Source organism: Nocardia sp. NPDC005746 (assembly GCF_040630785.1).
In the GTDB taxonomy this organism is placed as follows: Bacteria; Actinomycetota; Actinomycetes; order Mycobacteriales; family Mycobacteriaceae; genus Nocardia.
The window spans coordinates 399,444-413,812 of the sequence record NZ_JBEXYE010000002.1; the positions used below are offsets into that span (position 1 = coordinate 399,444).

Consider the following 14,369-nt stretch of genomic DNA (forward strand, 5'->3'; position numbering starts at 1 on the left):
TGCCGGACGGTCCCCTCTTTCACGAACCGCCCCGCGCGTGACATCGTAGGGGCTGTCTGGGCCAATACACCAGCGCGGGCAAAACCGGAGCACCGAACTCCGGGGCTGCCCTGCGTGTTCCGCGTGTGCGCGATTGTCGCTGGTAGTTTCGGATCCCGGCCGGACGAATCGAACGAAAGGGGCGTATGCCCATGCGGCGGCGCTGGAAACTCGCGGGTGGCCCGCCCGTGCTCGCGCTGGCACTGGTACTGACCGGTTGCGGCGCGGCCGAGGACTCGCCGCCGGTGGTGGTCAGTTCGCTGGGGCCGATCTCGGCGACCGTCGCACCCGTGCAGCCGGTTCCCACCGCAAATGCGTCGGCTCCCACGACCGCCACCGCGATCTCGAGCGCGGCGACGCCGACGGTGGACCCGATGGCCGATCAGGCGCTCATCGATCACACCGAGTGGACCGACGAGATCGACGGACGCCGATTGAAGGTCTTCCCGACCCGCGCCGGGCGCATCGACCTGTTCCCGACGGCCGGGGATCGCGCCTGGGGCGAGGTGCTGGCGCTGGCTCCCGACGCGGACTCCCCCGGCATGTTCGACCAGTTCCGATGCCACTGGGAGTGGGCGCGCGCGGTCGCGCCGGACAAGGCCAGCTGGAACCTCGAGCCGTGGCGGCCCGCGGTCGGGTACGACGCGACGGTGTCGGCGCTGTGCAACCCGGGCGGTCCCGAACGCTGAGCGGTTGTTCGATGCGGTAACGAAACCGGTTGCCCGCCATAACCTTCGAGCCGATCGCCAAATGTGCGTATCGTGGGTGACGTCCAGCGCTCACTCCTGGGAGGGAGGGCAATGGTGCGCGCCTCGGCACCCGAGACCTCTACGCCCACGCCGCCCGCAGCCGCCCGGGGACCGGCGCACCCCGGCGTGCGCGCGCTGTTCCCGGCGCTGACCGAGGCCGCCGAGGTCTACCTCGATTCCGCCTCCACCACCCAGAAACCGCGACCGGTGATCGACGCGGTGCACCGCTATCACCGCGAACGCACCGCCAATGCCGGGCGCGGCACCTATCCGTGGGCCGGCGCGCTGACCAGCGAGGTGGTCGCCGTGCGCGCGGCGATGGCCGAATTCATCGGGGCCGCACCGGATGAGGTGGTCTTCACCGGCGGCGCCACGGCCGGGCTGAACGCGGTGGCGCTGTCATGGGGGCTGGCGAATCTGCGCGACGGCGACGAGATCCTCTACAGCCCACGCGATCACGCCTCCAATGTGTATCCGTGGCAGCATCTGCGCGGCCTGCTGGCCCGGTTCGGACGGCGCATCGAGCTGATGCCCTACCGGGTGAACGAGCTCGGCGAGGCCGATATCGAGGATGTGGCGGCGCGGATCACCCCGCGCACGCGGATGATCACCGTGGCGCATCTGCACCATGTCTTCGGCGGACTCACCACCCTGGAAGAGTTGCGCGGGCGTATCGATCCGCGAATCGCGCTGTGCTTCGACTGCAGTCAGTCCGGCGGACATGTGCCGGTACGGATGGCGGAGCTGAACGCCGATTTCGCGGTGTTCGCCGCGCACAAGATGTTCGGAGCCCCGGGGACGGGCGTGCTCTATTGCCACCGCCGCCGTCACAGTGAACTGCTGCCGTTTCTGCCGGGCGGCAATTCGGGAGTGTCACTGGACGATTCGGGCCTGGTGGGCGGCGCAATGCCGCAGCTGCTGGAGGGCGGCACCCACAACCTGCCCGGGATCCTCGCCCTCGGAGCGGCCCTCGAGGTACTGGGCGAGCTGGGCCTCGACGCGATCACCGCCCACAATCGGGCTCTCACGCGGCGGTTGATCGCGGGTCTACGCCCGATCACCGGGGTCGAGTTCACGCCCGGCCCCGCGTACGCGCCGTGCGAAACCGGGTATGGGATCGTGTCTTTCACCGTCGCCGGGATCAGCGCCACCGACCTGGGATTCGTGCTCAGCGAGCTGGGCTTCCTGGTCCGCACCGGAGCGCACTGCGTTCCCGCCGGCGGCCCGGCGGCCGACGAGGATTCGGTGCGGGTGAGCACGCACATCTACACGACCGTCGACGAGATCGACCGGTTCACCCAGTGTGTCGCCACGATTGCCGAGGAGGTCTCGTGACCAAGTCAGGCCCCGAACCCCGCTACGACCGCCGCGCCGCCTCCCGGGTGCTGGCCGGACTGGCCCGGCCCGGACTGGGCGCGGCCCCGGTGCCGCCGCCTCCGCGCCGCGTCGAATACACCTGCACGCCGCTGGCTTCGGAGTCCGGCTCGCATCTGACGCTGTCGCAGCGGCTGTATCTGGAACGGTTCATGCGCCCGTGCCGCGCCGACCAGGTGACCAGCGCGACCCACCGCATCACCTGGACAGACAGCGACGGCATCCCCAATACCGGGCATTTCCGTACCGGCGGGCTGGGCCCGGTCGTGCCGATCGCCATGCGCGAGACGGTGCTGGCGCTGTGGCACGCCCTTGACGCCGATCCCGCACTGGGCCAGCGGATGACCAAGCTCGGCCCGCGCGAACAGGCGGTACTCGACGGCACCACCACCGATCACGCGCCGCACGAGATCTTCCGGGTGGGCATCGAGGCGGCGGGGCGGGCGCTGGCCCAGCACGCGCTGCTGGCGCGGGAGACGCCGTATCGCACCCCGGCCGAATTCGCGGTCGGCATGCGCGATTCGGGCATCTACGCGGCGGTCGCGACGCGCTGGTTCTGGGAGTTACAGGCCTCGAGCTACCGGCGCGGCATGATCGCGGTCACCCTGACCACCCAACCCGATGGGACCGTACGGTATTCGGCGGAGACGGTGGCGACACTGCGCGCCATGAAGGACATGACCATCGAGGACGCGCACCGGGTCATGCGCCGCGCCACCAACGCCGAGGGGTTGAGCGTGACCGAGGCGATCGCCAAGTATCACGACGAGCTGGATCTGATCTCGCGCCAGTACGCGCTGCTGCCGCCGGGCACCCGCCCGGCCTGCCTGGCCGCCATGCCGCATCAACTCAACGGCGCGCACTACAGCATCTTGCCGCTGGTCGTCGACCGGTTCACCGAAGTGTTCACCCATATCGTCGACCGGATCACGGTGACCGAGGTGGCGGCCGAAACGGGGTCGGAGACCGGTGAACTCGCGACCGAGGACCAGGTGTTCTATGTCCCGGACATGACGTGCAAACACTGCGTGCGCACCATCGGCGGGGTGCTGGACGCGATGGGCATCGGGGTCGGCGATATCGATCTGGTCAGCAAGCGGGTGGTCGCGGAGTTCCGTAGTCCCCGCAACCGGCATCGCGCCTTCGAGGCGCTGCGCGACAGCGGCTACAACCCGACCCTGGTCACGCCCGCGACCAGCGAAACCGCCGTATGACGGCTGCGGCGCCGCCGGGGTTGCCGGCGAAGATGCATGCGCTGGTGTCGGAATTCCTGGCCACGCCGGGCGCGGTCCGGGACGCGGTCGCCGAGTTCGGATCACCCGCGCATCTGGTGTTTCCGCAGGTCTTCGCGGAGAATGTGGAGCGGTTGCGGGCTGTGCCGGCGGCACGCGCGCCAGGGTTCCGGATCTGCTACGCGCACAAGGTGAATCAGTCGCGCGCGTTCGTGGCGACCGCGCACGCGGCGGGCATCAGCATCGATGTGGCCTCGGAGGCCGAGCTGCGAGGGGCGTTGAAGGCGGGATTCGAGCCCGAGCGCATCGAAGTCACCGGTCCCAAGGGTGAGGGGTTGTTGGGCGCGCTGGTCGGCACCGGGGTGACCATCAATGTCGACAATCTGTGGGAACTGGAACGCATTGCGGCACTGGCAGATATCCCCGTGCCGGTTTTGGTGCGAATATGCGGATTCCCCGGGACGCCGGTGAGCCGATTCGGGGTGCCGTTGACCGACAGCGAGCAACTCCTGGCGATGCTGTCGTCCCAGCGCGATCGGATCGAGTTCCGCGGGTTCGCCTTTCACCTGGATTCGGGCGAACCGGCCGAACGGGTCCGGGCGGTGGAGAGCTGCCTGGAGTTGACCGAACGGGCCTACGGGTACGGATTGACGCCGACGGTGCTGAATATCGGGGGCGGCTTCCGGCAGGTGTTCACCGCGGACGCGGGCGCATTCGATGCATACGTGCACGCGCTGCGCGAATCACTCGTGGGCCGTGGCGAGCAGATGGCGTGGGGCGCCAACACTTTCGGATTCCACGTCGAGGACGGCGCGGTCCATGGGACACCAGTTTTTCACAAATACGCCAACATTGTGGATGCCGACCGCATGCTCGCCGATCTCCTGGATACGGGCCTGGAATCGCAGGGCGGCCGCAGTTTTGCACAGGTGGCTGGGGAGAACCTCCTCGACATCTGGCTGGAGCCGGGCAAGGCGCTGGTCGACCACGCCGGAATCACCGTGGCGCGGGTGGAATTCGTGAAGCGGACCGCCGACGGGTCGACCCTGGTCAATCTGGATCTGAGCCGCGACACCGTCACCCCGGCCGATCAGGAGGTGATGGTCGACCCGATCCTCCTCCCCGCTCGAACCGGCGCTGACGAGCCGGTTTCCGTCCCGGGCGACCCGAATCCCGATGCGGCGGGCGTGTTCCTGGCCGGGCGGCTGTGCCTGGAACGGGATCTGATCACCAACCACAAAGTGTGGCTACCGCGGTATCCACAATCGGGGGATTTCGTGGTGTTCCCCAATACCGCCGCCTACCACATGGATCTGTCGGCCGCACGGGCCTCGATGCATCCGGTGCCGCCGAAATTGGCGGTGTCGCGCGAATCCGGGATGTTCCGGGTGTGCCGCGACGTCGATTGGCACGAGGTGCACTGATGCGGTACGACCACATCACCGAACTGATCGGCAATACCCCCTTGCTGCGGCTGGATCCGGCCGTGCACGGGCTCGCGCGGGTGGAGCTCTACGCGAAGCTCGAGTTCTACAACCCGTTCGGGTCGGTGAAGGATCGGGTGGCGTGGGGCATGATCCGCGACGACCTCGACGAGATCATCGCCGGGAAGCAGACTTTGATCGAGGCGTCGAGCGGCAATACCGCGAAGGCATTGCGGGTGCTGGCGGCCTTGCACGGGATCGGGTTGCGCGCGGTCACCAATCGGATCAAGGTCGCCGAGGTGCGAGACCTGTTGCAGCTGTTGGGGACCGATATCGAAGAATTGCCTGGTTTGTCGGAATGCCCGGATCCGACGGCCCCCAATGACGTGTACTCGATCATCGAATCGACCATGGCCCGCGCACCCGGCGCCTGGTACCACCCCTCGCAGTACACCAGCGAGAAGAACATCGAGGCCCACCATCACGGGACCGGGCGCGAGATCCACGAGGACCTGGCGCGCGACGGCATCACCCGTGTCGACTATCTGATCGGCGGGCTGGGCACCACCGGGTCCACCCGCGGCACGGCGACCTTTCTGCGCAAACACAATCCGGAGTTGAAGACCGTCGCGGTGGTCGCCGAACGCGGCGACTTCATCCCCGGTATCCGCTCGGAGACCGAGATGTGGGACGTGGGCCTGTTCCAGCCCGACTTCTACGACCGCATCATGGCGGTGGACGCCGGGCGCGCGGTCGACGCCACGCTGACCCTGGCCACCGGCCACGGGGTGCTCGCCGGGCCGACGAGCGGGGCGACCTATGCCGCGGCGCTGGAGTTCCTGGGGTCGGTGGAAACGCCCTCGGCGCAGGCGGATCCGCTGGTCGCGGTGATCATCGTGTGCGATCGGCTCGAGCCGTACCTGTCCTACATCCGCAAGCGCCGCCCGGAACTGTTCGGCAAGCCCGGGCGGGCCCCGGCTCCGGACGCGGCCGAACTCGCCGCCACCCCCGCCCTGTCCCCCGACGAGCTCGAGCAGCTCGATCGCGCCGCGCGCCCGACCATCGTCGACACCCGTGGGGCGATGGCCTACCGGATCGCCCATGTGCCGGGCGCGTTGAACATCCGCGACGATCAGCTCGACGACATGCTCGTCCAGGGAGTCCCGTTCTCGCGGTCGCGGCCGGTGGTCTTCGTCTGCCCGGTCGGTGAGGTGTCCTTGCGGTTCGCGGCGCTGGCTCGCCGGGCCGGGTACGACGCGCACAGTCTGGCGGGTGGGATCACGGCCTGGCGCGACGCGGGCAAACCGATGGAATCCGCGCCCCGGCACAGTTGACGCCAATGTGCCGCAGCCCCAGCGATTTCGGCTGTGGCGACCCCTACCCGGGCGATAGGATTGCGGTGCTGCCGCACACGCATGGAACAAGGGGCCGCTCGTGCTCGAACAGTTCTCGCAGTTCTTCTCCCCACTGTGGACCCCATTCTCCCAACGGGTGCTCGCACCGTTGCTGAGGCGCGTACCGGCGTGGGCGCTGGCCGTGATCGTGGTGGCGGTGGCCGCCGCGGTGATCGTCACCCCGTTGATCGTCAATGTCGTCGCTGATCGCACCCAGTCCTCGACCGCGCCGAGCGCGCCCGCGTCCACCTCGATCGGCGGGCTGGATCTGGCGCAGTACTGCGTCTCCTACGGGTACGGCCAGGTCGACGGCCAGTCGTGCGAGGCGGTCATCGATTTGGGCAAGGCGTGCGACTGGCAGTACAAGCAGACCGGTCTGCACCTGTCCTTCTCCATGAACGACCCCTACAGCGGTATGTGCTTCACCCCCGAACAGGTGGCCAAGGGCGGTATCCGGGATATGCCCGGCTACTGCAAGGCGACGTACCCGACCAGCAACGAGGTGCGTCCGGCCGTGATCGACAAGACCATCTGGGTGTGCCAGGCCCCGATCGACATGCAGATCGCGTGCATTTGGCAATACCAGTCGCCGAAGGTGGAGGCCCGCAAGGACGGCGAAACCTGGATCTGCGTCAAGCAGACCCCCTGATCCGAATCGCGAATTCCGTTGAGCAACACCGCCACCGCGCCCCGCCCGCGAACACGGCGGGAACGGTGAGCTGCTGGACTCTGCACTTCCGGCTTCGGGAGGCTATGGTGCCTGGGGTCGAATTCAACAGTGTTGCCAGGAGTTTCACCATCAGTATCGAGCGCGCCGCGGGTCCGGACACCGACCTGCGCATCACCCTCACCGTCTGTCATGCCGCCACCGTGCTGTGTTTCTCGGCGGGTGTCGTCTCCATCCTGGTCGGCTCCTACACCGGCGCCGGTCCGATGCTCAATATGGTCGGCGTGGTGCTGTGGGTGGTGGCGCTGGCCGCGCGCATCGGGGTCTTCGCGATCACCCGGTCACGTTCGGGCCACGCCGACTGACCCGTCCGCGGTGCCGCTGCCGGAAACGGACACCGCGACTGGCACGATGATCACGTGGAGTGGGCGTTCGGACTCGTGGTGCTGGTGTCGGTCGCGGTCGCACTGGCGGCCGGTGCGCGCCGGCTGGGGTTGGGTGAGCCGTTCGTGCTCACCGTGGCCGGGGTAATCGCGTCGTATCTGCCGTTCGTGCCCGAGTTCGACATCGAGCCCGAACTGGTGTTGCTGGGGTTGCTGCCGCCGCTGCTGTACACGACGGCGATCCGCACCTCGCTGGTGGACTTCCGGCCGAAGAAGACCTCGATCACGCTGCTGTCGGTGGGGTTGGTGTTGTTCACCGCGTTCGCGGTGGGCGCGGTGGTGTATTGGCTGCTGCCGGTGCCGTTCTCCGCGGCGGTGGCGATCGGCGCGATCGTGGCCCCGCCGGACGCGGTCGCGGCGACCGCGGTGGCGCGGCGGGTCGGGATGCCGCGCCGGATCGTGACCCTGCTCGAAGGCGAGTCGCTGTTCAACGACGCGACCGCGCTGGTGACCCTGCGGACCGCGATCGCGGCCATGGCGGGCAGTGTGACGCTGTGGCAGGCGGGGGCCAGTTTCATCGGCGCGGCCGGCGGCGGCGCGCTGATCGGGGTGGCCGCGGCGATGATGCTGGCGTTCCTGCGCCGCCGGATCACCGATCCGGTGCTGGACACCAGCGTGTCGCTGCTGGCGCCGTGGATCGCGTATCTGCCCGCGGAGTCGGTGCACGCCTCGGGCGTGATCGCGGTGGTGACGTGCGGGCTGATCCTGGGTCACGGTGCGCCGCACTGGCAGAGCGCGGCCTCGCGCATCGCCGAGCACACCAATTGGCGGACCATCGCGTTCATTCTCGAGTCCGCGGTGTTCCTGCTGATCGGGTTGCAGGTGCGCCACATCGTGGAGGCCGCCTGGCACAGCGACCTGCCGCATTCGACGCTGCTGTGGACGTGCGCGGCGGTGCTGGTGACGGTGATCGTGGTGCGGCCGGTGTGGGTGTTCCCGGCGACGTACGCGGCCTGGCAGATCGAGGGGCGGCGGCAGGGGAAACCCAAGCCGGAGTGGACCGGACCGGCGGTGGTGGCGTGGGCCGGTATGCGCGGAGTCGTGACGCTGGCGGCGGCGCTGCTGCTGCCCGGCGATACCCCGGAACTGGACACATTGCGGCTGCTGGCGGTCGTGGTGGTGGGCGGAACGCTGCTGCTGCAAGGACTCTCGCTGCCGTGGCTCGTGCGGATGCTGCGCCTGCGCGGGCCCAGCCGGGCCGAAGACCTGTTGCAGGAGGCGAATCTGCTGCAACAGGCGACGACGGCGGGGTTGAAGGCGCTCGAGGAGAACATCGCGCCCGAGACGCCGCCGGATGTGGTGGACTCGCTGCGCAACCGGGTGGTGGTGCGGGCGCAGTCGGCGTGGGAGCTGTTGGGGCGCTCGGAATCCCAGCGGGTCACCCCCAGCGGCGAGTACCGGCGGCTGCGGCTGGCGATGCTGGCGGCCGAGCGGGAGACGGTGCTGCAGATCCGCGACGCGGGGCAGGTCGATCAGGAGGTGCTGCAGGCGGTGATGGCCGCCCTCGACATCGAGGAGTCCACCATCGACCGGGTCGCCGAGGCCGAGGACGACGACGGGCTGGGCTTGCGGGCGCCGATGCCGCCGGGCGCGTGCGAGCACCTGCGCGAGGCGCCGTGCGTGCGAGTGCCCGATACCCCGGACGCCTGCGAGGAATGCCTCGACGAGGGTCTGGTGTGGGTGCATCTGCGGATGTGCCTGGAGTGCGGGCATGTGGCGTGCTGCGATTCCTCGCCGGGCAATCACGCGACCAAGCATTTCAACGGCACCGGTCATCCGGTGATCCGCAGCGTGGAGCCGGGTGAGTCGTGGCGCTGGTGCTATCTGGACGAGCTGCTGGGCTGACCGCCCTTGACTTTCCCATCGGGAAAGTGGAGTCTTACTTTCCAAGTAGGAAAGTGAGGAGTCATCATGGACGGCATCACTCCGGAGCAGGCGCGTTCGGCACTCGACGCGGCCGGGCGGGCGCGGCAGCGAATGGCCGCCGAAGTCGGATTGCCCCGCGGTTATTGGTGGGGAATGGCCTGCGGCTGGCTGGCTTTGGGAGTCCTGGGCGATCTGGGCCCGGACTGGTTGGTCGCGGTCGCGACCTTGGCGTTCGGGGCCGGGCACGCGACGGTGGCGTCGCGGCTGCTCGACGGCCGCCGCCGCACCGGCGGGGTCCAGGTCAGCGCCGAGGTGGCCGGGCGACGCACGCCGCTGGTCGTGATCGGCATGCTGGTGGGCCTGGTCGCGCTGACCGTGGCCGCGGCGATCGCCCTCGACGCCGACGGGGCAGGGCATCCGCGGATCTGGTCGGCGCTGCTGGTGGCCGCGGTCATCGGTTTCGGCGGGCCCGAGCTGCTGGCGGCGGGGCGGCGGTGGGTGCGCGCGTGAGCGAGGCCCGTTTCGACGAACTGATCCACCCGAGCACGCGCCTGACGCTGGTGGCCACGCTCGCCGCGGCCGACTGGGCGGAGTTCGCGTTCCTCAAAGAGCGCCTGGGACTGTCGGATTCGGCGCTGTCCAAGCAGTTGGCGACCCTCGAGGAAGCCGGGTACGTCAGTACCGAGCGCCGTCTCGAGGGCAGTCGCCGCAAGGTGCGGGCCCGCTTGACCGACGCCGGGCGCACCGCCTTCGACGGGCACATCGCGGCGTTGCGCGAGATCGTCGCGGGCGCCACCGCACCCGGCGAGCCGCTCGGATAGGCGGCCCCGATGGGCCGGGAGCGGTTGGTCAGGTGCGGGCCGGACGGCGGGCGGGCTGTTCACCGCGCGCGGGGCGGCGCTGCTGGGGCGGCTCGGGTCGCGGCTGGCGGCGCTGGGGCTCCTCGGCGCGGGCCGGCCGGCGCGGCGGTTCCTCGGTCCGCGGCTGGCGGCGCGTCGGCTGCTCGGCCGCGCGCCACTGGTGATGCTCGGCGACTTCGTAGTGCTCGGCCTCGTGATGCTCGGGCCCGTCGTTGCGGTCGGCCATGGCGCGCGCCGACCACCGGATGGCGTAGGCGACCCAGAAGCACGGCAACGACGCGGCCAGGAAGATCGCTCCCGCGGCGAGCAATCCGGAGCCGACCCCGAGCACCAGCAACTCCCAGCGCGGATAGCAGGTGGCGGTGCCCGTGCAGTCGCCGTAGGTCCGCTGGCCGTACTCCCAGGCGAACAGGCCCACGCCCGAGCCGAGGGTCGACGCGAGCAGGAAGTTGGCGATGTACCAGCAGCGCACCAGTTTTCGGGCGAAGATGAGCGCGCCGAGCTGTCCGGAACCGAGACTGTCCGCGATGTCGTCCCCGACGCCCAGATGTCGGCCCCAGCCCGACGGCTCGGCGGGATCGGCTACGTCGGAGTTACTGACATACCGGCTTGCGGTCATCCTGCGCGATCCTTCTGCTCCTCGAACAGTCCACCGGCACAGGGTGATTCGCAATGCCTACCCGAACTGAATCCGAACTGGGTCGATCATTGCAGCGTCACGGCATTCGCGCCGTCCTTGTGGCGGAATCGGCGCTTATGAGACGGCGTCGCCGGGCCGGGATCGGGGTCGGCCCGGCGACGCCGGGGTTCGCGGCGCCCGCTGCGCGGCGGGGACGCGGGAGACGAGTCTCGGGGAAGAGGACTCGCGCGGTGTCCGATCACCGGTAGGTGTCTGCGCTTCGTCACCCAGGCGATTCGGACAATCGGAACGTTAGCGATGCAATAGCTGAATTGCACTGCGAGCACGGGAATTAGGGGTCGATTAGGGGAACCCCCAGCTTTCGGCGTCGGCCCTGGACAGCCGACTGATTGCCGGAGATCGCGAATTGCGTTGGCGGGGTGGCCGGTTCGCACCGAGTAGTCCGATACTCGTGTGTCGGGTGTGCCGACCACCGACACTTGCCTACATGCGCCAATGGCGTCGCAATGTTCTCATTCATCCCGTTCATCTGGGGAGATGATCGACAATGATCCGCTCACGCACCTCGGCCGTGTCCGTGTTCGCCACCTGTAGCGCCGCGGCCGCGGCGCTCGTGCTCGCCGCGCCCGACGCGTCGGCTTACGTCAGCAGCGTGACCATCGCGACCGGCACCAGCACCGGCGGCGGCTACGGCACCAACTGCGCCTACACGGTCACCGTCAACGGCAGCCCCAACGAGTACGTGTGGCTCTACGACAGCGCCTCGGCGACGTTCAGTCCGCAGCAGTTCAGCCTGGGCAGCGGCGGCACCACCACCTCGAGCTGGACGCCGACCTCCACGGGCACCCATTACGTGCAGGCCTGGACCTACAACGGCTCGCAGTGGGCGACGGTCACGGTCGGCACCGGCATCAACCTCGGCAGCGCGTGCGTGGTCACCAAGTGAGCCGGTCCGGGGCCGGGTGTGCGCTCACACCCGGGCCCGGGCATTACTCTTGACCCGGTGCAGACCGAGCAGCCTCCCGCCGAGGAGCCCCGCATCTGGGGCGGAACCACCCTCACCGAACGCCGTGAGGCGCGCCGCACCGCGCTGCTCGAGGCCGCACTGGACCTGATCGGCGAATCCGGGGCGGGCGCGGTCACCATGCGCGCGGTGTGCCGGCGCGCCACGCTGACCGACCGGTATTTCTACGAATCCTTCGCCAGCCGCGACGAACTGCTCGACGTGCTCTACCGCCAGATCGCCGACGAGTTCCTGGATCCGATGACGGCGTTCGCGGTCGCCGATGATCCCGATCGGGATCGCGCGCTGTCGGAAGCGCTGGTGGACAAGGTGCTGCAGGATCCGCGCAAGTCACGACTGTTCCTGGTGGAGCCGTATTCGTCGACCGGGCTGGGCCAGACCACGATCGCGGTCATGCCCGCGTTCACCCGCCTGATCCAGGATCACCTGTTCGCCCACATCGATGATCCGGTGCGACGGCGGCTGGCCGCGGTCACCATGGCCAGCGGCAATGCGGGCATGTTCTCGGCGTGGCTCAATGGCACGCTGCGCGCCACGCGCGATCAGATCGTGGACCATCTGGTGGCGACCATCGACGCCTATCGCGGCATGTATCGCTGACCCTTCCACCGGCGCGGTTGCGGCGTGGATGCGGGCGACCGCGGTCACATCGGGTTGCGAGGCGCGACGCGGGGGTGTTTACTCGCTGACGCAAGGTGCCGTCGTTAGCTGAGGCTCCTTCACGGATACAGGCCGGCGATCCCGAACGTCGAGAGACGCCCCGGATCAGGACAGGCTTCCCCGAGCTAAGGGGATGCCCCGACCGGCTCCCGCCCTGGTGGCGGGTTACGCCGTGGAGTGCTGAAGGTCTTACGAGGGGTGGTACCCGTGCCGGCGATTCCCCGCCGGTCCCACTCCCCCGGCATGTACGCGACCTGGCGGTCGCTTTGTGCGCGTGTGTCGAGGAGGTGGTGGTCGTGCCCGATGGACCGGACCGAGTTCCGTTAGCCAATCGTTCACCAGGCGACACTCCATCAATCCTCAGGCCGCTGCCGCGCACCCGGTAGCGTCCACTTTCCGAGTGCGCCGTCATCCGCTGGGAGATCGAGATGACCACCTGGGAAATGCTGCTCCGCCTGGCCACCGGTGTCGGGTTGGGCGCGATCATCGGATTCGAGCGCCAGTTCCGGGCCCGCATGGCCGGGCTGCGCACCAACGCACTGGTCGCCGCCGGTGCGACCCTGTTCGTGCTGCTGTCCGCGCACGGCTTCAACGGCGCCACCGCCGACCCGACCCGCGTTGCGGCGCAGATCGTTTCGGGTATCGGCTTCCTGGGCGCGGGCGTGATCCTGCGCGACGGGTTCAATATCCGCGGCCTCAATACCGCTGCCACGCTGTGGTGTTCGGCCGCGGTCGGCGCGCTGGCGGGTGCGGGCATGTACTCGACGGCCGCGGCGGGCACGGTCGCGGTGGTGGTGGTCAATACCGCGTTGCGCACGGTCGCCCGGTCGGTGGACCGCCCGATCGCCGACGGCACCGACGCCCAGGACGCGCTGTACGCCTTCCACGCCGACACCGACGACGCGCACGAGGCGCAGGTGCGGGCGTTGCTGGTGCAGTCGTTGACGCGCACCGACTTGCGGCTGGTGTCCATCTCGAGTCATGACACGTCCCCGGGGTGGGTGCAGGTGCGGGCCGAGCTCACCGGTGATCGTCGCGACGATCGCCAGATGGAGTCCGCGGTGAGCCGTCTGAGCCTGGAGCCGTCGGTGACCAGCGTCGGCTGGCGCACGGTGCCGCGGCCGGTGGAAACCGAGCAGTGAGCCGCTTCAGACCATGGCCGAGGGGATGACAGTGGTGAGCCCGCCGTCGACGAGCAGGTCCTGGCCGGTGATGTAGGAGGCGTCGGCGGAGGCCAGGAACGCGACCGCCGCGGCCACATCGTCGGAGGTGCCGATGCGAGCGAGCGCTACCCGCGAGGCCGCCTCGGCCTGGGTCTCGGGTGTGGTCTCGGCGCGGAAGGCCGGGGTGTCGGTGTAGCCGGGGCTGATGGAATTCACCCGAATCCCCTTGGGTGCCAGCTCCGCCGCGAGGGTCCGCGCCAGGGAATCGACAGCGGCCTTGGTGGCGGTGTACAGGGCGGTACCGGGGGCACCCCGGTAGGTGGCGAACGAGGCGTTGATGACGATCGCGCCACCCGCCGACACCAGCGGCAGGACCTGCTGGACGGTGAAGAACACCGACTTGAAGTTGAGGCCCACGATCCGGTCGAACTCCTCGGTGGTCACAGCGGCGAACGGCTGGAACGCCCCGACCCCCGCATTCACGAACACCACATCCAGCCGCCCGAACCGCTCGCCGACCGCACGGCCCAGCACAGCAAGATCCTCGGCGTCGGTGACGTCGCCGGCAATCGCGGTCGCGCGCTCCCCCAGCTCGGCGACGGCAGCGTCGAGCCGACCCTTGTCCCGCCCGGTGATGATCACCTCCGCGCCTTCGGCAATGAGGCGCTGCGCCGTGGCCAGCCCCATGCCGCTGCTGCCACCGGTAATGAGGGCGATCTTGTTCTCGAAGCGGATCCCGTTGTGCGTCATGACTTCAGCGTGCCGGGATGCGCAGCGGGCAAACAGTGCGTGTCTATCGTGGGTGTGACACCACCACCCTGCGCGGCCTCCACC

The 14,369-nt window shown here is 69.1% G+C and carries 15 protein-coding genes and 1 riboswitch; of the genes, 13 read left to right on the plus strand and 2 right to left on the minus strand.

Annotated elements, in window-relative coordinates; all coding sequences use genetic code 11:
* Positions 1-185 precede the first annotated feature (185 nt).
* The 10 genes from ABZ412_RS05750 (at position 186) to ABZ412_RS05795 (ending at position 10,009) form a co-directional block, all read left to right on the plus strand.
* A complete protein-coding gene (locus tag ABZ412_RS05750) occupies positions 186-728 on the plus strand; it encodes a DUF2599 domain-containing protein (RefSeq protein ID WP_357276790.1) in 543 nt (180 codons plus the stop codon).
* Positions 729-839: 111 nt separating this feature from the next.
* The gene (locus ABZ412_RS05755) at positions 840-2,123 is read left to right on the plus strand and encodes an aminotransferase class V-fold PLP-dependent enzyme (RefSeq protein ID WP_357276792.1); all 1,284 of its coding nucleotides are present in this window, start codon (positions 840-842) and stop codon (positions 2,121-2,123) included.
* Positions 2,120-3,376 (plus strand): heavy-metal-associated domain-containing protein, encoded by a 1,257-nt coding sequence (locus ABZ412_RS05760; RefSeq protein WP_357276794.1) that lies wholly within the window; start codon positions 2,120-2,122, stop codon positions 3,374-3,376. The genes ABZ412_RS05755 and ABZ412_RS05760 overlap by 4 nt, the downstream gene beginning before the upstream one ends.
* Before the next feature lie 32 nt (positions 3,377-3,408).
* On the plus strand, positions 3,409-4,818 hold the full coding sequence (locus ABZ412_RS05765) for a decarboxylase (protein ID WP_357276796.1): 1,410 nt from the start codon (positions 3,409-3,411) through the stop codon (positions 4,816-4,818).
* Positions 4,818-6,152: a pyridoxal-phosphate dependent enzyme gene (locus ABZ412_RS05770; protein WP_357276798.1), complete on the plus strand. Its 1,335-nt coding sequence runs from the start codon at positions 4,818-4,820 to the stop codon at positions 6,150-6,152. The genes ABZ412_RS05765 and ABZ412_RS05770 overlap by 1 nt, the downstream gene beginning before the upstream one ends.
* 100 nt (positions 6,153-6,252) lie before the next feature.
* Entirely contained in the window at positions 6,253-6,861 is a 609-nt protein-coding gene (locus ABZ412_RS05775; protein ID WP_357276800.1) for a hypothetical protein, read from the plus strand.
* A 107-nt stretch (positions 6,862-6,968) separates the two neighbouring features.
* Positions 6,969-7,244 carry a hypothetical protein gene (locus tag ABZ412_RS05780; protein WP_357276802.1) on the plus strand — a complete coding sequence of 92 codons (276 nt, stop codon included), beginning with the start codon at positions 6,969-6,971 and terminating at the stop codon, positions 7,242-7,244.
* A gap of 54 nt (positions 7,245-7,298) precedes the next feature.
* Positions 7,299-9,167, plus strand: a complete 1,869-nt coding sequence (locus ABZ412_RS05785) for a Na+/H+ antiporter (RefSeq protein ID WP_357276803.1) — start codon at positions 7,299-7,301, stop codon at positions 9,165-9,167.
* Positions 9,168-9,233: 66 nt separating this feature from the next.
* A complete protein-coding gene (locus ABZ412_RS05790) occupies positions 9,234-9,698 on the plus strand; it encodes a hypothetical protein (protein ID WP_357276805.1) in 465 nt (154 codons plus the stop codon).
* Positions 9,695-10,009: a transcriptional regulator gene (locus ABZ412_RS05795; protein ID WP_357276806.1), complete on the plus strand. Its 315-nt coding sequence runs from the start codon at positions 9,695-9,697 to the stop codon at positions 10,007-10,009. The genes ABZ412_RS05790 and ABZ412_RS05795 overlap by 4 nt, the downstream gene beginning before the upstream one ends.
* 28 nt (positions 10,010-10,037) lie before the next feature.
* On the opposite strand, the gene ABZ412_RS05800 is transcribed toward ABZ412_RS05795, so the two are convergent.
* A complete protein-coding gene (locus ABZ412_RS05800) occupies positions 10,038-10,667 on the minus strand; it encodes a hypothetical protein (RefSeq protein ID WP_357276808.1) in 630 nt (209 codons plus the stop codon).
* A 568-nt stretch (positions 10,668-11,235) separates the two neighbouring features.
* Between ABZ412_RS05800 and ABZ412_RS05805 the strand changes: the two genes are divergently transcribed.
* The 3 genes from ABZ412_RS05805 to ABZ412_RS05815 all read left to right on the plus strand — a co-directional run bounded on the left by ABZ412_RS05805 (position 11,236) and on the right by ABZ412_RS05815 (position 13,514).
* Positions 11,236-11,634, plus strand: a complete 399-nt coding sequence (locus ABZ412_RS05805; protein ID WP_357276810.1) for a hypothetical protein — start codon at positions 11,236-11,238, stop codon at positions 11,632-11,634.
* A 57-nt stretch (positions 11,635-11,691) separates the two neighbouring features.
* The gene (locus tag ABZ412_RS05810) at positions 11,692-12,312 is read left to right on the plus strand and encodes a TetR/AcrR family transcriptional regulator (RefSeq protein WP_357276812.1); all 621 of its coding nucleotides are present in this window, start codon (positions 11,692-11,694) and stop codon (positions 12,310-12,312) included.
* Between the two features lie 93 nt (positions 12,313-12,405).
* Positions 12,406-12,579: riboswitch (M-box (ykoK) riboswitch) on the plus strand.
* Positions 12,580-12,800: 221 nt separating this feature from the next.
* Positions 12,801-13,514: an MgtC/SapB family protein gene (locus tag ABZ412_RS05815; protein WP_357276814.1), complete on the plus strand. Its 714-nt coding sequence runs from the start codon at positions 12,801-12,803 to the stop codon at positions 13,512-13,514.
* 6 nt (positions 13,515-13,520) lie between these two features.
* Here the strand turns inward: ABZ412_RS05815 and ABZ412_RS05820 are convergent, their stop codons facing one another.
* Positions 13,521-14,285 (minus strand): glucose 1-dehydrogenase, encoded by a 765-nt coding sequence (locus ABZ412_RS05820; RefSeq protein ID WP_357276816.1) that lies wholly within the window; start codon positions 14,283-14,285, stop codon positions 13,521-13,523.
* Positions 14,286-14,369: the final 84 nt, after the last annotated feature.